The sequence below is a fragment of the Rossellomorea sp. YZS02 genome (genome assembly GCF_033963925.1).
Classification (GTDB): Bacteria; Bacillota; Bacilli; order Bacillales; family Bacillaceae_B; genus Rossellomorea.
The window spans coordinates 70,188-88,517 of sequence record NZ_JAXBLY010000018.1; the positions used below are offsets into that span (position 1 = coordinate 70,188).

Below are 18,330 nucleotides of genomic sequence, written 5' to 3' on the forward strand. Positions count from 1 at the left end.
CACTAATATTTTATTATTCGTTTTTAAGTACTCTTCCGTGTTTCTTATCTTTGTAACGCAATATGAAAGTATTTCTTTATTTTAGAAGCATTTTTTCTTATTCGGTTCTGATAACGCTTGTTTTATTCATCATAATCTTGCCCTTTATAAATAACTACGAACCATTTACAGCAGTACTAACTTCATCCATCTAATTACATCTAGTCTTATTTGTTTTATTATAATAAGTAAATCGCAACTAATAAAGCACCTATCAAAATAAGTATGTCGAGGCTTTAATCTACCAAGATAGTGACTGAGGAATCGTTTTATATCTAGTTTTATTTCTAGTCAAAAAAACTAAAGGAAGTGAATTTATCCTAATGCGCCAATTTCATTTTATTGACAAGATTATTAATGCTGCAGACAGCATAGAGACATATATACAAGGACTGTCGATTGAAGAGTTCAAAAAGTCGAGGTTAATTATTGATGCAGTAATTTGGAATCTAGAACTAATTGGAGAAACAGCAAAAAACATTCCTATTAAAGAGAAGGAAGATAATCCCCATATTCCTTGGGAAAAGATAATTGGCTTTCGTTATACTCTAATAAATGAATACGACAATCTAGATTTATCAGAAATATGGGAAATAGCAACAGTAGATACAATTACACTAAGAGCCAAATGTGCTGAAATAAAAAGTAAATAGGCTAATCTAAAAAAGTGGGTGATTAGGGAACTAATTATCCACTTTTTTACATGTCGAGTAGGTATTTTTAAACATAATGTCGAAGTATGTATTATCAGGTTTTTTTGGGGGAGTGTTGCTGTGTTAGAAGTAACCAAAGAAGAAATTCTTCATTTTATATATATGAAAAAATCAGAAAAATCGGATTAAGGAAAAGATACTATAATATCCTACATAACAAAGAATCAGAAGAGTATAAGAGGTTTATAAGTGTTTATCTAAATCATAAAAGTATGTTAACCGAGAGAGAACAGATAGTATTAGATTCTGTTTATGGTGTAAAAGGAAAACCCTTAAAACTAAGGGAAGTCGCGGAGATCATTGAGGTTACTCCTGAAAGGGTAAGACAATTAGTTTACAAGAGTGAAAGGAAATTGGTGGATTTCCTACGTCAAATATACAAGGTTAATTTCTTCATGAATTGAGGTAGTTCTTATAACATCGATTATAAGTACTGATTATTTTAGGTGTGTGGCATGATTTGCGGTTCCAGAGGAGAGGAGCAACCAATAGACTGCTATTCTTTAATTGAAATTAAAGATAGCATTTAACTATTAACAAGGTAAAGGAGCTTTAATTTGAAGATATCAAATATTAAGGTCAATAATTACCGAAACTTAAGAGCAGTTGACCTAGATACAAATAAAATTGTAGTTTTTATTGGAGATAATAATTGCGGTAAGAGTAATCTACTTAGAGCAATAACACTTCCTTTTATGAATCAAGAAATAGGAGCGGTTAATAAAAATCTCGGATGGCAAGACATTAATAGTGCCGCTAAGCAAGAATATTATTCTTTCATAGAAGGAAACTTAGAAAAAATTAAAAATAGTACATGCGACATAGATCAATTTATTGACCATATACCTTTTGTAAATGTTGAAGTAACACTTACTCCCCAAAAAGTGGCAGAAGAATATTATGTTAGAAATTGGACTACTAATTTAGATAATGACACACCCTTATTCACTATAAGGTATGAATATAAGGTTGAGGACCCTCAAGATTTACTTCGCCACATCTCAGACATATTACAAGATGTTGATTCGATAGATGATTTAAAGATGAATTTACTTCCAATCGAGTTTTATAAGTACCAAACAATCATACCCTCGACCAATGAAAAGGTTTCCTATACAGACCTGGCTTACTTCAAATATAATGCACTAGCTGCTGAAAGAGATGATTTTTCAAATAAATCTTCTCAGTTAGGCTCTAAATCACTAGTATCTCTCTTGCATAATAAGATGAATACAGATGATAAAAAGAAAGTGGAACAATCATATGAAACATTCTTCAATGACTTAAAAAACATTAGTAGCTTAGAAGAGGTATTTAATTGGCAGGAATCATCGGACTTAGAAAATGCTAAAGATTTTTTTGGAAAGATTACTTTGCTACCTAATGTTCCTACAATGAACTCTTTACTAAACAATGTGCGTTTAGGCTATGGTGATGAATCCTTAAATTCACAAGGTTTAGGATATAGAAACCTAATCTACTTATTCGTCATGTTGAATTCGTTAAGCATAGAAAGTGATGTAGCTTTAAACATATTAACAATAGAAGAACCTGAAGCTCATTTAAGTGTAAGCAATGAACACCTTTTAGCTAGTTTTATAAATTCGACGATGAATAGGAACAACCAACTACAACTTTTTATTTCAACACATAGCGCGGAGTTTCTTGATAAGCTCGATTTAAAGAATGTAGCAATATTAGCTGAAGGAAGCACTTATGCTCTAAAGAAAGAACTTGAAGGTGACCAATTGGATTACTTAGCCAAAAAACCTAACTTAGACTTTCTAAAGTTTCTATACTCAAGGAATTGCATCTTAGTAGAAGGTCCAACCGAGGAAATGCTTATCAAATCTTACCTAAGTACACAAAATGAACAATTGAATGATATTGAAGTAATCTCTTTACATAAGGGCTTTAGAGATATGCTTGATATATGGCTTAAAGTGAATCAAAATACAAGCCATAAAATAGGCATAATTAGAGATTTTGACAATCAAAGGAAGGCTCAAGAAGATCATGAGGCTTATAATCATTATCCGAATATTTATGTAACAACTACACAAGAGTATACCCTGGAACCTGAATTTGTTAACACTAGTACTAATTTTGAAAAGCTGAAAACATACTTTTCTACCAAGCATGGCTGGGAAGGTATTGATACTAAAGAAAACCTTTCAGATAAGTGGAGGGGAGCTAAGACGGATACAATGTTACACTTTTGTCGAGACATAGGAACTGAAGAATTAAAAGATGTGGTAATGCCCAACCACATTAGAGAGGTCATTCACTTTTTAATTACGGGAGAAAAAACATGTATATTGTAGTGGCTGGAGCTGGAGCCGGTAAAACAACCTCAATGGCTGAACTCGTAATATCAAGACTTAAAGAGATTACTGATAATAAAATAATATACGTTATCACTTATACAAACGCTGCAAGAGATAGAATAAAAGAAAAAGTTATAGAAAACGAAGGACGCATTCCTAAACAATTAAAAATTGAAACTATACATTCTTTTTTGTTAAAAGAAGTAATTTATCCTTTTAATCACTTAGTTTATGGGGATCTTTATAAATCTGCTTCGCAGATACCCCTTCATCCTAAACCGGCCTTTAAAGCAATTAAGAAAAAGGAGTTAAGAAGGGAACATATATTACACGTAGAAGATGTAACGAAGACAGCCAAACATCTTCTTTGTGGTAAAAACAAGGATACTGCGAAGATAAAACACAGGCGTAATAATGCCTTGAAAATGTTGTCTAGATACTTAGATTCCATATATGTGGACGAAGCACAAGATATGGATAAAGATTTTTTAGAGGTATTAACAATGCTTGCGAATTATAATATCAACGTTAATTTGATAGGTGACCCTAAACAAGACCTTAGAAATAGAGGAGCTTTTCGAGATATTATTGCAGGTGATTTATCGGTTGACTATAAGTCAGAGAACCACCGCTGCCCTAGTTTACACGTAGATTTTTCAAATAGCTTCATATCAAAGTCAGAGCATCAGACTTCAACAAAAGAAGAGGGAACATTACGATACTTATTGGAATCAAACTCCACAATTCAAGAAGATATTAAATGTGCAAAGTACGATTTAGCATATATTTACCAGAGGAATGCCCGCTTTAAGACTCATAGAGAAGATGTAACAAAAACAGAGAAGCAATTATCATACGAATTAACTGTAATAGCTCGTAAGGCATCTTCTGTAAAACAGAATAATTTAAATCAAGTTGTTTATGTGCTTAAAAAAAAGACTGTTAAATCTATCAAACGAGGAATTCCTACTTATAAAATCTTTTCTGGACTTGAAAAAGAACTTACATTAAGTCTAGATAAATATGACAAAGGTAAGATTGGTTCTGCTGTAAATGCATATCATAGTGCATTATCAAGTGAACCAGGTATATTAGTAGGTTCCATTGATGCTATTAAAGGATTAGAAGGCTATAATTGTTTGTTTATAATTTCCACTCAACTTGCTCCTTATTTATTTAAAGAAGTAGATGATTACAATAAAATGAGGAACTATTTATATGTAGCACTTACTCGTTCTAAACGTGACTTAACTATGTTGCTTACAACCGAGGTGGAAAAAAAGTATGGCCATAAATACATTCATGAACAACTTAATAAGTTAGGTATAGCAGAGTTAAAGACCTAAATTTGGTACTTTAACTGTTAAGAAACTGAGGTTGTTGAGATCGTTGCTAAAGTGAAATTGGTACAATGGTTATCTCGCTTTCAATTGGGTATTAAGTTGGTTATACAAGAAAAAGACAACAGGAGAATTGCTAAACAGTATAAATATACTTGTTATGAATTATATTTAAACGCGATCACTTTGAAAGTGATTGTTTTTTCGTATTTGACTCATATTGTGCAAAAGTCCCGTTAAAATTACTTTGTGAAAATATTTACTTTAGCTAGATGGTAACACGATAATAAGAATTTATAATGTAGAAAGAAAGGACTTTAATAGTTTTAAAAGTAAGTACAATTAACTATAAATAGTCTTGTTAATTACTTAAATAGGGGTGACATTAAAATGAACTACAGAAATATAATTAGAAACCAAATAGGTAAAAGTGGTAGAGGACCAGAAATAAATGAAAATAGCAGAAAAGGGGTTGATGGGGAGATAAATGCATTATGTATTATGAAAAAATATTACCTTGACACCAATGAGTTAGCCAAAGTTTTCTTTCTTAATCAAAAGAAAATAGAGCATGCTAAATAAAAAACATCCACTGCTTACTATGGAGTTATAGTACATTGGGTAGGTTTAAGCAATTTGATAGCTGTAATGTCTTAGGTAGAACTATTACAAAATGAAAACACTTGGAGCTCTTTACCTGTGCCAGACTATAAAGTTGATACTAATAGAAGCTGTTTAATTTAGTAGCATCAAGTAAATGGCATTTAAATTTGAGGCAGTTGTCATATCTATAAGCCGATCTAAGTTCCTTTATGTGTGATCTGAGTGTTCAAACTAGCATACTTTTGCCCGACTGTTTAAGAAGGCGACATATCACATTGAGACGTATCTGTGTACTTAACAACAAGTTTTGATGTTTTTGGCACAAAAGCTATATAATTTTCATAAATATATTCGATTAGATCTTCTCTTTTCACTAGCCATTTACGATCATTGCCTTTTGTCGCCTTTAATTTTCCATCTAATATATGAGGCTTTAAGACTCTGTAGTTCACATGTTTTCTCAACTCAAAAAAATCATCGAATCTAAAGATATATTGAACTTCTCTAAGTGTTAGGATTTTACCATTATCTAGATGGTTAATTTGATGTCGCACTATGAAATCATGCATGTATCCATTGTAATTAAAATCTGGTTTGGGCTCCCACTCCTTCCATAATTTAGAATCTGAAAGCTCTATAATGTCTGAAAGCCTTATGTTTGCGAAGTGTATTAGGTTTTTATCAAACGTATCTTTTACTGGCAGATAAAGATTTGAACTTTTAGCTACTTGCTCTTTTCTAAAGCTTTCATTTAAGGAGGGCTTACTGCTGGCAGTGCTAATAACGTTATTTTCTTTTAAACCCACCTCTACTTTTTCAGGACCAACCACTAACCTAAATTCGTACACACATTCTCCTGTTTTTAATAGTTGCGGTATAAATTGCACTAAGTAATAGTAGCTTCTACCTGCACATTTTTCATTTAAGTCTCTTATAGTATCCTGGTGTTCCTCTTTGAACTCCGGAGCTATCCATATATGATACTTTGCATTGAAACTTACCCCGTATTGTAATAACCTTGAGAAGTGATCGTTGTCACTTACAGTTAATTGATTTTCAATAACTACATTTTCCCTTGAAACTTTTGTTCTGCCTAAGACATCTACTCTTTTTCGGTTTTTGGCGTTCACCTCTTTTCCTATTACTTCTATATCTAACTTTATCACGTCACTTAATTCTCTTATTTTGTCATATTGAACTAGCCACGGAGTGAAATCTTTTGTTTCATTACTAAAGAACTTTCTGGGTTCTATTGTCTTTTTATCATGCAAACTTAACATTTCCCCTCCCCCTTCCCTATATGATTGATTAGTATTTTTACACGCAAAAAGATTTTCAAAGAGGCTTTTTATATTTTTTCCTAAATATTAATAAACAATTCCTTTTTGAAAGAAATTTAAAGCCAACGAGACCTTTTATTAAATTCCTTGGGATTGCTATGCTATGGCTGTAAAGTAGGAGCAAAAACACTCATTTGTGGTGAAGTTGAACTATAGCAGCAAGCTCTCATAGCAAAGTTAATAGTAATAAATTAGGATACACGATTATTCTACTTATGGAATAAGACCTCTCTTTGATCAGAATACAGATTATTCTTCGTATTATTACAAAAATAGTGTTATCAAAGTCTTTTATATCAAGCGAGTTGATAATACAGGATTATTAATCGGGTACATTCGGTAGTTGGAAAAATATAGTGTCTAGTGGAAGTTTTTATGGCTTCCGTTCTATTATTGTTGAATTCTAAACGGATGTTCAATTAAAGGGCCATATTGTTGAATAAAGCTTTTTGAAAATGGCAGTTTAAAATAGTAAATCGATAATATAGTATATAATACTTCCCTTGACCCTGTACTATAGTACAGGGTTTATACTTTGTATGAGGTGAGATAAATGCAATTTCGAATTGGAGAACTGGCTGAAAAGTGCGGCGTTAACAAGGAGACCATTCGATATTACGAGCGTTTAGGCTTAATTCCAGAGCCTAATCGTACCGAAAACGGATACCGAATGTATTCGAAGAAAACAGTTGATCGATTGAATTTTATAAAACGGATGCAGGAACTGGGATTTACCTTAAATGAAATTGATAAATTGCTAGGGGTTGTCGATCGCGATGAAGCGAAGTGTCGTGATATGTATGATTTCACTGTTCTTAAGATAGAGGACATCCAGCGTAAAATTGAAGATCTTCAAAGAATTGAACAAATGCTAGTGGATCTAAAAGAAAGATGTCCCGAAAATAAAGATATTTATGAATGCCCCATTATTGAAACACTGATGAGGAAATAAGAGGTGCAACAGGATGAAAAACACACTAAAAAGTTCAGGTTGGTTTCTTTTCGCACTAATCACATGTCCGTGCCATTTGTTTTTACTGCTTCCTTTGGTTGCAGGTACAGCACTAGGCTCATACTTTACGGAATTTAAAGATGTTATTTTCATCGTGATGGGTCTTTTATTTTTATTCGCCCTTTTCAAGGGCTGGAGAAAACTTGATCCAGAAACAAAAAGAGAAACAAAGAAAGAAACAACAACTCATGATTGCTGCAGCATGGAAAGGTTTAAATCATGAAGGAAAAAGTGTCTCAGTTAACTACTATATTTTCTGCTTTTGTTATGGCTGGATGCTGCCTGGGTCCGTTGATTTTTATACCCCTGGGTTTAACCGGTTTTGCCGGAGCATTAGCCTTCTACTCATTTAAATATCGATTATTGTTTAGCATCGTTACGATTATCCTTCTTGCTTACTCCTTTTACATGGTTTATGGAGGAAAGAGAAAAAGAAAAAATTCTATCATCGGCTTATGGCTCACGACATTTTTCGTTTTTTGTATGTTTCTTTTTTTATTTCTAGTTGAAGGTGGATTATAAAAATGAGGTGCTTATATGAGAGTACACTTAATCAAGATTATGATGCTATTATCGCTTTTGTTCGTGGTTAGTGCGTGTAATAACGAAAAAGAAACACAAAATACTATAGATGCTAAGGAGCATGTAAAAGCTACCATTGAAACAACTAAAACAGGGACATTCACGGTTTTGGGTATGAATTGTTGTCCGCCTTCAGTTGTTAAAGATGTTTTGAAACAAGTAGATGGTGTTGGCAAAACAACCATTAAAGTCAGTGGAAGTAAAGGCGAAGTAACGGTTGCCTTTGATGATAAGAAAACGGATTTACAGACAATAAAGATGTCTGTATCGGAATTTGGCCTTGGAGTCGAGTAGAAGGAGGAATTTTACATGAAAAAGTTTCAAGTAAACGTTCAAGGAATGACATGTACGGGTTGTGAAGAACATGTAGCTGTCGCCCTTCAAAAAATGGGGGCAAAAGAGATTGAGGTCGATTTTCGTCGCGGAGAAGCTATATTTGAACTTCCAAGTGACGTTAAGGTGGAAACAGCGAAAAATGCGATTGCCGAAGCCAAATACGAGCCAGGTGAAGCAAAAGAAGTACAACTGCATGAGCCTGTAAAGCTAGGCGAAGAAGGCGATTATGACTACATTATCATCGGTTCCGGTGGGGCTGCCTTTTCATCAGCCATTGAAGCTGTAAAATATGGGGCAAAGGTGGCTATTATTGAACGTGAAACAGTTGGTGGGACCTGCGTGAACATTGGTTGCGTTCCCTCAAAAACCTTGTTGAGAGCTGGTGAAATCAATCATTTAGCCAAAAACAATCCGTTTGTAGGATTGCATACGTCAGCTGGTGAGGTGGATTTGGCACCATTGATCAAGCAAAAAAATGAATTGGTAACGGATCTTAGAAACAGGAAATATGTAGATTTAATTGATGACTACGGTTTTGAATTAATCAAAGGGGAAGCAAAATTTGTAAATGAAAAAACGGTTGAAGTGAATGGAACGGAGCTATCAGCGAAACGATTTTTAATAGCAACAGGTGCTTCACCGTCTTTACCTGCCATTCCTGGAATAGATACAGTAGATTATTTAACAAGCACCACATTACTTGAATTAAAGAAAGTGCCAAAACGTCTTACAGTCATTGGCTCTGGTTATGTCGGTATGGAACTAGGGCAACTTTTTCATAATTTAGGTTCAGAAGTTACGTTAATGCAAAGAAGTGAACGTCTTTTAAAAGATTATGATTCGGAGATTTCAGAAGTAGTGGAAAAAGCTCTAGTTGAACAAGGAATAAATCTTGTGAAAGGAGCAACCTATAAACGAATCGAACAAGATGGAGACATAAAAAAAGTTCATATTGAAGTCAATGGCAAGAAGAGAATCATTGAATCAGAACAATTGCTGATTGCCACAGGAAGAACACCTAATACGGTAAGTTTAAATTTACCTGCTGCAGGCGTTGAAACAGGTTCGCGTGGTGAAATCATAATTGATGACTATTCGAAAACTACAAATGCTTGCATCTATGCTGCAGGAGATGTCACGCTTGGACCTCAATTTGTATATGTGGCAGCCTATCAAGGCGGAGTTGCAGCTGGAAATGCGATTGGTGGACTGAACAAAAGGCTTAATTTAGAATTGGTTCCAGGGGTTACGTTTACGACTCCATCAATTGCGACGGTTGGTTTGACTGAAAAGCAGGCAAAAGAAAAAGGGTATGAAGTGAAAACCTCCGTATTGCCGTTAGATGCAGTGCCCCGTGCACTCGTAAATAGAGAGACGACTGGTGTGTTTAAATTGGTTGCAGATTCAAAAACGTTGAAAATACTAGGAGCTCATGTGGTGGCAGAAAATGCAGGAGATGTGATTTATGGGGCAACATTGGCTGTTAAATTTGGGTTAACTGTGGAAGATCTCCGTGAAACCCTAGCTCCATATTTAACCATGGCAGAGGGATTGAAATTAGCTTCCCTGACGTTTGATAAAGATGTTTCAAAATTATCTTGTTGTGCGGGATAACAACACAATTAATCCACCGTTTAGGCAAGACGGTGGATTTTTCTAACCCTGGATAAGGTACGGGGTTTCATTTGATAGAAATAAGGCAAACGTATTATAGAATCAATATTCTGTGAGGAGGATAATAATGATTAAGAAATACGATCTTATTGTTATTGGTACAGGTTCTGCGGGTTCAATTGCAGCAGCAAAATGTAATAAAGCCGGTTGGAGCGTAGCTATGGTCGATGACAGGCCGTTTGGGGGCACGTGTGCACTACGTGGATGTGACCCAAAGAAAGTTTTGCACGGTGCTGCCGAACTAATTGATTGGAACAAACGGATGGTTAATAATGGGGTACCGTCTGGATTCTCCATAAACTGGAAAGATCTTATGAGCTTTAAAAGAACCTTTACAGATCATATCCCGGAAAAAAAAGAGCAAGCATTGAATAAACAGGGAATCGATACGTATCATGGCAATGCATCTTTCGTGAGTGAGGACAAACTTGAAGTGAATAAAGAAGTGCTCGAGGGGAGTTATTTCTTAATCGCAAGTGGTGCGAAACCTACTCCTTTGCCTATAGAAGGAGAAGAACATCTTACTTATAGTGATGAATTTTTAGAGTTGGATGAATTACCACAAAGAATCGTCTTTGTTGGTGGGGGGTATATTTCGTTTGAATTTGCTCATATCGCGGCACGTGCTGGATCAGAAGTTCATATTATCCATAGAGGTCAAAGACCTTTGGAGAATTTTGATATAGATCTTGTAGATATCCTTTTAGAAAAGTCGAAAGAGATTGGCATACAGGTACATCTTCAACATTCCGTTGAATCCATTGAAAAAGAACAAGGAAAGTTTCATGTGTACGCTCGAAAAAAAGAGGATATAACTCGGTTTGAAGCAGACATTGTTATTCATGGTGCAGGAAGGGTCCCTGCCTTAGATATGGATCTTGAAAAAGGGAATATAAAAAGGAAAAAACATGGTGTCCATGTTAATGAGTATTTGCAAAGTGTAAGTAACCCGAAAGTCTATGCAGCCGGGGATGCTGCAGCAACGGATGGCTTGCCCCTCACACCTGTAGCCAGTGCAGATTCTCATGTCGTAGCATCTAATTTATTGAAAGGGAACAGCAAAAAAATTGAATATCCCGTGATTCCATCTGCTGTATTCACCGTACCTAAAATAGCATCGGTAGGTATGAGCGAGGAGGAAGCCCAAAACTCTGGTCGGAATATTAAAGTAAAGCAGAAAAACATCTCCGACTGGTTTACATATAAACGGACAAATGAGGACTTTGCTGCGTTTAAAGTGCTGATTGACGAAGATCATGATCAAATTGTCGGTGCTCATTTGATTAGTAATGAAGCCGATGAACTTATTAATCATTTTGCAACAGCCATTCGTTTTGGAATTTCAACCAAAGAAATGAAACAAATGATATTTGCCTATCCAACAGTAGCTTCGGACATCGCACATATGTTGTAACTTTTATTAGATGTTTTTTCAGCACGATTTTTCCATTATCTCTTGCACACGCTTATTCAGAAAAGGGCGCGATTGGTGAAAATCAAAAGCTTAATTTCTCACTAAAAATAATGAGGAATTAAGCTTTTTTATCTTTCAAAATCCTTAACGTCTGTATTTACCCGACGGTACCTCGACTTTCAAGTATTTGATTTGTATATATAAAATCCTCGCTCAATACTATCCCTCCAAACTGTTGTTAACCACTCTATGCTTGAAATAATTATCATAGTTCAAAAAGGATACGTTAATAATTGCTATATTGATTAGATTGTTCAAGGAGTGCTTTATGATTTATACAATTGTATTATTCATTGTTGCAGGATTAGCTGAAATTGGTGGTGGTTATCTAATTTGGTTATGTCTCAGAGAAGGTAAGCCACTTTATTTGTGGATCTTTGGGGGAGTAGCCTTAGTTTTATACGGAGTCATTGCTACTTTTCAATCATTCCCATCGTTCGGTAGAGTTTATGCTGCCTATGGAGGAGTATTTATTGTTCTTTCTGTACTGTGGAGATGGGGCATTGATAAAAAACACCTGATTTATATGGTAGGGTTGGTGCTGGTATTTGCTTGGCTGGGGTATCAGTAATGTTGTTTGCACCACGTCAATAAAAAAACTTCTTCAAGTGGCGCTTTATTTGAAGAGTCAACCTAATAAAGTCGGTTCCTTAGCGTACAGGAAATTGACTATTTTAGATTGAGATTCGCTTAGCGTACGAAATTTCCGAAATGTTGGCGGTACCCCATATATGATAATCTACAAAAAATAGCTTTAAGTGCAATTACATCGAGGGAAAATAAAATGTTCTTCCGTTAAAGGGCGTTAGTGGAAGATGAGATCAAAATAAGACCTGACATTTTAGATATGTCTAATATGTGTAGTTCTTTTAATAACAAGCGTTAAAGTCCTATAACCTAAATATAACATTGGCTTTATAAGTATATGGATGATCGAGATGGTGATGGACTAGTAGGTGAGTAAACAGTTGCTATGTAATACAAATATAATGTCATATATGTTATTCCGTCTGAAAAATGACAAGGATCCTTGTTATAAAAGGGATCTTGGCATTTTTCATTATGTTATAAGTTACTCATAAAATCCCCATTAACGACAAAACAGAAGATATTCTAAAGGTCAGTAAGCTAAGATTCTTATTCTTCCGTTAAAGGGCCATTTAATTGAACATCGACATTGCCTAAAGTGGAGTAATTTGAAATAATTGGTAGAAGTAAACTAATTTTTAAGGGGCTAAAATTGTGAAGGATATAGAAATGAATATAAGTTTGAAATGTAGTGTTTGTGGAAATGATCAATTCTCCTTAATTGACAATAACAGTGATGATAAAAAGGAGGATACTGATAACATTTTCTTTAAATGTACTGACTGTGAGGTTGTTAAATCTAAAATGCAAATTATTGAAGAAAATAATTACATAATTGATGCAAACTTAATGGACTTACAAGACGACGTTATTAAGCAACTTATGAAAGATTTTAAGAAGGTGTTTAAATAGGAGGAAATTATGGATTACGTAAAATTATGGTTGGAATTTAAAGAGGTGTTCATTGATCTAGTTAAATATGGATTCCCAACAATTGCACTCTTTTTATCTTTACTCTCTTACTGGGATTCAAGAAAAACAAAAAAGGTTCAAGTTAGGCTAAACGAGTTAGAGGAAAAGCTTAAGAGATTTGAATTGGAAGACAAAGAAAAAGAGCGTGAAGAGTCAACAAAAGCAATGATTGAAGCAAGGATTATGAACATCTCTAGAGGTAAGTACAGAATGAAGTTGTGGAATTCTGGCAAAGTTACCGCCTACAATGTTGACTTTGAAACTCAGGAAGACTCGAAAGCTATAGTATTAAAAGAAAAGGTACCTTATGAGTTTCTAGAACCTGGAAAAAGCTTTGAAGAACACGTTATTGTTCATAGCGGGACTTTCAGAAAATTTAAAGTAACTACAATTTGGACCGATAAGCAAGGGAATAACTATTCAAAAGATCAAATTGTAACAATCTAGTATTAGTAAAAATGCATGGGACTTAAACCAAATAAAACAAGGTTAAAAGTAACCCAACGACTTGTAGAAGTCATCAAGTTTATTTTTGACTCATTTTTAAATTTAAGACATAAATGAGGGATAAAATGGTATTTTTAAAAAAACATGGATTAAGTAGAACGAAAATATATAAACTTTGGAAAACAATGAGGTTAAAGTGCTATGGGAGTAATGTAGATACCCGATATAAAGGGAAGGATTTATGGATATGCAGTGAATGGAAAGAAGATCCTGTAACCTTTGTGAAATGGGCTAAACAAAATGGTTATAAAGAAGGTTTGGAATTAGTTAGGAAAGACAAGGATGACGGTTTTTACCCAGAAAACTGTGTATTTCTTGAAAAGAAAGAAACAAGTAAAACTCATGGCATGAGATGGTCGAGATTATATAGGATTTGGACGCTAATGAAGCAAAGGTGTGTAAATCAGGATTTAAATTATTATGATAGATATGGTGGGAGAGGAGTTTCGGTATGTGACGAATGGATGGAATTTGAGGCTTTTGCAATGTGGGCGATGGAAAACGGTTATAAAGATGATTTGTCTATTGATCGTATAAATGTAGATGGAAACTATGAACCTAAAAACTGCAAATGGAGTACAGACGTGCAGCAACAAAGAAACAAAAGAAATAATCATTTTATAACTATTAAAGGCGAAACGAAGACTATCGCAGAATGGGCTGAGATAAGTGGACTCCCATATAAAACTCTGCAAAGAAGAATTTATACCGGCTGCAAGGAAGAACACTTGTTGTCTCCAATAGGATCACAGTACAAACATATTGAAATTAATGGTGAAAAAAAGCCATTGAGTGTTTGGGCAAAAGAAGCAGAATTACCTTACTCAACAATTAAAAGAAGATATGAAAAGGGTATTAGAGGGGACGATTTATTGAAAAGAGGAAGACTAAATAAAAATCCAGAGGAACAAATGTCATTTGATCTTTGAAAACAGTTACGAATTGTTTTTCAGACTTAGTTAAAGTTGTTCTCAGCCCGCGACTAATACAGAAACTTACAATTAAATACAATGTTCCAACGGATTTGTTTTTTCTAGGAATATATTTTGGGAAAATCAATCTCCTGTTAAAGAGGGCAAGAACCGAAGAATAACTAATTGATCTGGCTATTGATCTTTTTCAATTATTGGATTAACGGAGCAGAATACTTGAAGAAGAAAGTTAATGCAGAAACAAAGAACTTTAATTGAAAGCCTGTAAGAATGTGGTGAAACTATGGACATAAAAGACAAATTAAAGTTATTGCTAAGGGAGACTGTTTTAGATTTTGTAAATGGTGATTTCAAGAAAATTCACCCAAAATTAATAGATGAACTTACAATCGAGGACATTAAAGAAGAGTTGAATTACTGGGGTTCATTAACGGTTCCACCTGAATTTGCTTATGAGACCGTATATTATTATAAGTACGATGAGGGTTCAGGATATGCTATCGAATTTGACCTCTGGGTTGATAATCAACAAAGCGATTTAACACTATCTTGTGAAGCCGTTATAGACTCATATAATAATGTATTGTCTTTTAAAATCGAAAATCTACACGTTTTATAGTTCCTGCTTATTGCGCTAATGGGGGCATTACTTTAATTGAGGTGTTTAATTTGAGTGGCGAACAAACGATGTTAACAATTGATGTATCTAGTATTAAAACATCAAAAGGATGACATTTATTATTAAAAGAATCCCTTGAATTTCCTGATTTCTATGGTGAGAACTGGAATGCTTTTTGGGATGCAATAACAGGTCTTATTGAGCTACCAATGAGAATACAATTTATTGGCTGGTCTAATCTAGAAGAAAAATTACCTTCTGATGCCAATGCTTTATTAGAATGTCTTACTGATTTTAATGGAGAATATACTGACGAGAAAAGGGAATTCTTGTTTCGCTAACGGGTGCGAAAGTTGAGCAAGGAATTACAGGCAGCAAGTGCTGAATTCTTTGAAAAATATGAGCAATAATTTTTAATAAGCGTTTTATAGAATAGGGGGATTTAAAAGTGAGTTATTTTGAAAATTTTAATGTTGATATATTCTGGGATGATAGTGAATATGCAAAGAAAGAGTATATTTCAAAACCGCCTACAAATGAAGTCATTAATAAAATAGAAAATGATCTAGGGTATAAACTCCCTGAATCTTATATTTGGCTAATGAAAAAGCACAATGGAGGAACCCCAATAAATAATTGCTTTCCTACAAATACTCCTACAAGTTGGGCAAATGATCATATTGCTATAACAGGGATTTATGGGGTTGGATACGAAAAAAGTTCTTCACTTGGAGGCAATTTCGGTAGTAGATTTTGGATTGAAGAGTGGGAGTATCCAGATATAGGAGTTGCAATTTGTGACTGTCCATCTGCTGGTCATCATATGGTTTTTCTTGATTATAGAGAGTGTGGTCCTAATGGAGAGCCATCGGTTGTTTTTATAGATCAGGAAAACGATTATAAGATTACTTTCCTAGCGAACAATTTTGAAAGTTTTATTAAAGGGCTAATAAATGAAGAGGTTTATGAACAAGAATTTGATGATTATGAAATAGAAAGTATAGAAATAAGTGAGGATCTTTTAAAATTATTAAAAGATGAAGAATAAATCATTCTTAAACAAAAGGGGGCGTTAATTGAAGAAAATCCGTTTTTCAATCAGTAAATTTGCTACAAATTTGAAACCCTTTTGTAAGAATTATAACCATAATGGACAAAATTCGTTATGTTTTTTGTGCCATTTTTATAAACTACAATATATATTTCAGTGTTGCGGAAACGTGCGCGAAGGGTTAGATACGTAAAGGCACTCAAAAGCAAAAGGTATGCTGTAATATCAATAAAAAACAGCATACGAATAATGGTGCGAATTCGTATGCTTGAGACTATTGAATTTATACGTTGTGTACCTCTGAAGTGAAATACTTAGAAGTAAACTCTATGTCCTCTTTTTTTGGATGAATATGGTAAAATATAATTGTATTTTGACAATTTGAAGTTGGGAGGTATCTCCATGATAAATAAAGAGGAAGAATATAAATCTACTTTAAAGCTAATTCTCAAATGGTCTAAGCATTGGATGACTCCGAGTGCAAGAAGAAAATATTCAGGAGCAGGTGGAATGAAAGAACCAGCCCAAAGGACATTGGATTTTATAGCCAAGTTAGATGGGGCTTCATCTTACAAAGAGAGGTTAGATAGATTATACGTCTTTCTTAGTGAGAGGGAACAAGAAGAAAAACAAAGTCAGTTAATGGGAACAGGTTTTTATTTTGAGTTGATGTCACAAATTAGAACAGCATTTAAACAAGTTGAAAGAGGAGAACCTGTTCAGAGAAACATAAACAGGTGATATAAGAATGGATTTACCTGGATAGGAGGATGTAACTATTAAAATTATTCAAGATTCCTTTAATCAACTCATTTCAAATAAACTAAAAGAATTTCCTGAAATGGATAATCCCACAGAGAAGATTAATAAACTCATGGATGAATTACCTTCAATTATTGAAGAATCTACAGAAAAGTCATCCGGGTCAATTTTTAAATCGATGATATCTAATTTAGATAATTTATATTCAGAAAATAAGAAAGAGCAGCGAGAGTATTGTGAGCTTTTAGAATCTAAATGGTATCAAGCACTGTCTCTCTTACATGGAATCATTGTCATATCTACTGAAATATCTACTGATTTACTGGATAGATTCAATGAAGATGAATTTGATCTAAAAGAACTGGAAATATATTCGGTATTGCTAAAATTGCAATCTAGAGCTGTTTTAATCAGCAAAGAAATATTTTCACTAGTTGAAAATGGTTATCCGGACGGTGCGTTGGCAAGATGGAGAAGTTTGCATGAAAATGTAGTGATTTTTTCACTCTTAAAGAAAAATATTAAAGACACCACTTTCACTTTGGAGTTAATAGGAAGATTTATGGATTATTCACTAATAGAAGAATGGAAGTTTGCAAGAAAACTTTCTGCTGAAAAAGTAGAAAAGGGTTATTTTAAAGATTTAACTGACACTAGAGAAAAAATATTAAAGAAATACGGAGATAATTTTAAAGAGGCTAATATGTGGGCTCACCCATTATTTCCTAGAAAAAAGAAAATATTCTTCTCTGATTTGGAAACAGAAGCAGAATTAAATAACTTAAATATTTACTATAGTCAGGCTAACACTCAAGTTCACACTAGCCCTATGGGAATGTATGAGAGCCTTTCTTTGCAAGAAAAAGTAGATCAGAAGTCGTTTTATCTTTTTGGAAGCTCTTTTTACGGGAATGCTTTACCGATTCAATTAACAGGTATTTCGTTAGCCCAGATATCAACCGCATTATTATCAATTAATCCTAATATAGACGATATCATCGCTATGAAGGTAATAATGAAGTTTAATGACATGTGTAATAAAACATCAGATCAAATAAGAAGTGAAATAAAGCCAAAATAAAAAATTACTTTCTTTAGTAAATTATTGGTTAAAATACAATTTACTTTGTTATTAACTTATTTATAAAATATCATCACACAGTAACACCTACACCTAGCTTTGAGCGAGGGAGAAATCCTTTGCTCTTTTCCACTTATTTATAGTACAAAAGCACCTCTTGACTGCCTTGGTATTACTTGCCTCGGGATTAACGGATCTCGTATTTTAAACTCCTCCCTTATTTGTAGATAACTTCTTAGGTTGATAAAAGGAAGAGAGAATAAATAAAACCTTATTAAGCTAAACGGGGGCGTTATGGGAAGATTATTGCAAAGGTTTTATAACATTGATTATAAGTACTAAATTATCTCCAGTAATTAGGCCAAATTGCGAAGTAAC

General features: G+C 34.0%; 19 protein-coding genes and 2 pseudogenes. 20 read left to right on the top strand and 1 reads right to left on the bottom strand.

Annotated features, from left to right (window positions below; genetic code table 11):
• The first annotated feature begins 362 nt into the window (after positions 1-362).
• From SLH55_RS17130 to SLH55_RS17145, 5 genes are all read left to right on the top strand, one after another.
• Positions 363-692, top strand: a complete 330-nt coding sequence (locus SLH55_RS17130) for a DUF86 domain-containing protein (RefSeq protein WP_159362662.1) — start codon at positions 363-365, stop codon at positions 690-692.
• 272 nt (positions 693-964) lie between these two features.
• Positions 965-1,156, top strand: coding sequence for a sigma factor-like helix-turn-helix DNA-binding protein (locus SLH55_RS23275; protein ID WP_397554287.1), 192 nt, complete (start codon positions 965-967; stop codon positions 1,154-1,156).
• 153 nt (positions 1,157-1,309) lie between these two features.
• Positions 1,310-3,076, top strand: a complete 1,767-nt coding sequence (locus tag SLH55_RS17135; RefSeq protein ID WP_159362660.1) for an ATP-dependent nuclease — start codon at positions 1,310-1,312, stop codon at positions 3,074-3,076.
• On the top strand, positions 3,064-4,425 hold the full coding sequence (locus SLH55_RS17140; protein ID WP_159362659.1) for a UvrD-helicase domain-containing protein: 1,362 nt from the start codon (positions 3,064-3,066) through the stop codon (positions 4,423-4,425). Before SLH55_RS17135 ends, SLH55_RS17140 begins: the two co-directional genes overlap by 13 nt.
• Before the next feature lie 384 nt (positions 4,426-4,809).
• Entirely contained in the window at positions 4,810-5,001 is a 192-nt protein-coding gene (locus SLH55_RS17145; protein WP_159362658.1) for a hypothetical protein, read from the top strand.
• A gap of 275 nt (positions 5,002-5,276) precedes the next feature.
• On the opposite strand, the gene SLH55_RS17150 is transcribed toward SLH55_RS17145, so the two are convergent.
• Positions 5,277-6,302 carry a hypothetical protein gene (locus tag SLH55_RS17150; RefSeq protein ID WP_159362657.1) on the bottom strand — a complete coding sequence of 342 codons (1,026 nt, stop codon included), beginning with the start codon at positions 6,300-6,302 and terminating at the stop codon, positions 5,277-5,279.
• Between the two features lie 613 nt (positions 6,303-6,915).
• Here SLH55_RS17150 and merR1 point away from each other — a divergent pair.
• The 15 genes and pseudogenes from merR1 to SLH55_RS17220 all read left to right on the top strand — a co-directional run bounded on the left by merR1 (position 6,916) and on the right by SLH55_RS17220 (position 17,952).
• Entirely contained in the window at positions 6,916-7,314 is a 399-nt protein-coding gene (merR1, locus tag SLH55_RS17155) for a mercury resistance transcriptional regulator MerR1 (RefSeq protein ID WP_079533366.1), read from the top strand.
• Positions 7,315-7,327: 13 nt separating this feature from the next.
• A complete protein-coding gene (locus SLH55_RS17160; RefSeq protein WP_079533368.1) occupies positions 7,328-7,597 on the top strand; it encodes a hypothetical protein in 270 nt (89 codons plus the stop codon).
• Positions 7,594-7,896 carry a mercuric transport protein MerT gene (gene merT / locus SLH55_RS23280; protein WP_079533369.1) on the top strand — a complete coding sequence of 101 codons (303 nt, stop codon included), beginning with the start codon at positions 7,594-7,596 and terminating at the stop codon, positions 7,894-7,896. The genes SLH55_RS17160 and merT overlap by 4 nt, the downstream gene beginning before the upstream one ends.
• Positions 7,897-7,911: 15 nt before the next feature.
• Positions 7,912-8,250, top strand: coding sequence for a mercury resistance system substrate-binding protein MerP (gene merP, locus SLH55_RS17165; protein WP_079533371.1), 339 nt, complete (start codon positions 7,912-7,914; stop codon positions 8,248-8,250).
• 15 nt (positions 8,251-8,265) lie between these two features.
• On the top strand, positions 8,266-9,906 hold the full coding sequence (gene merA / locus SLH55_RS17170; RefSeq protein WP_159362656.1) for a mercury(II) reductase: 1,641 nt from the start codon (positions 8,266-8,268) through the stop codon (positions 9,904-9,906).
• A gap of 127 nt (positions 9,907-10,033) precedes the next feature.
• Positions 10,034-11,380, top strand: coding sequence for a dihydrolipoyl dehydrogenase family protein (locus tag SLH55_RS17175; RefSeq protein WP_201449567.1), 1,347 nt, complete (start codon positions 10,034-10,036; stop codon positions 11,378-11,380).
• Between the two features lie 328 nt (positions 11,381-11,708).
• Positions 11,709-12,034 (top strand): annotated as a pseudogene (locus tag SLH55_RS17180) (YnfA family protein).
• A 648-nt stretch (positions 12,035-12,682) separates the two neighbouring features.
• Positions 12,683-12,940, top strand: coding sequence for an ECs_2282 family putative zinc-binding protein (locus tag SLH55_RS17185; RefSeq protein WP_201449566.1), 258 nt, complete (start codon positions 12,683-12,685; stop codon positions 12,938-12,940).
• A 9-nt stretch (positions 12,941-12,949) separates the two neighbouring features.
• The gene (locus SLH55_RS17190; RefSeq protein WP_159362654.1) at positions 12,950-13,447 is read left to right on the top strand and encodes a hypothetical protein; all 498 of its coding nucleotides are present in this window, start codon (positions 12,950-12,952) and stop codon (positions 13,445-13,447) included.
• 125 nt (positions 13,448-13,572) lie between these two features.
• Positions 13,573-14,436, top strand: coding sequence for a hypothetical protein (locus SLH55_RS17195; protein ID WP_320324105.1), 864 nt, complete (start codon positions 13,573-13,575; stop codon positions 14,434-14,436).
• 286 nt (positions 14,437-14,722) lie between these two features.
• A complete protein-coding gene (locus SLH55_RS17200) occupies positions 14,723-15,058 on the top strand; it encodes a hypothetical protein (protein ID WP_159362651.1) in 336 nt (111 codons plus the stop codon).
• Between the two features lie 68 nt (positions 15,059-15,126).
• Positions 15,127-15,399, top strand: a pseudogene (locus SLH55_RS17205) (barstar family protein).
• Between the two features lie 107 nt (positions 15,400-15,506).
• Positions 15,507-16,106: an SMI1/KNR4 family protein gene (locus SLH55_RS17210; protein WP_159362650.1), complete on the top strand. Its 600-nt coding sequence runs from the start codon at positions 15,507-15,509 to the stop codon at positions 16,104-16,106.
• 405 nt (positions 16,107-16,511) lie between these two features.
• Positions 16,512-16,850 carry a hypothetical protein gene (locus tag SLH55_RS17215; RefSeq protein WP_159362649.1) on the top strand — a complete coding sequence of 113 codons (339 nt, stop codon included), beginning with the start codon at positions 16,512-16,514 and terminating at the stop codon, positions 16,848-16,850.
• A 133-nt stretch (positions 16,851-16,983) separates the two neighbouring features.
• Positions 16,984-17,952, top strand: coding sequence for a DUF5677 domain-containing protein (locus SLH55_RS17220; RefSeq protein ID WP_219166270.1), 969 nt, complete (start codon positions 16,984-16,986; stop codon positions 17,950-17,952).
• The last annotated feature ends 378 nt before the right edge of the window (positions 17,953-18,330 follow it).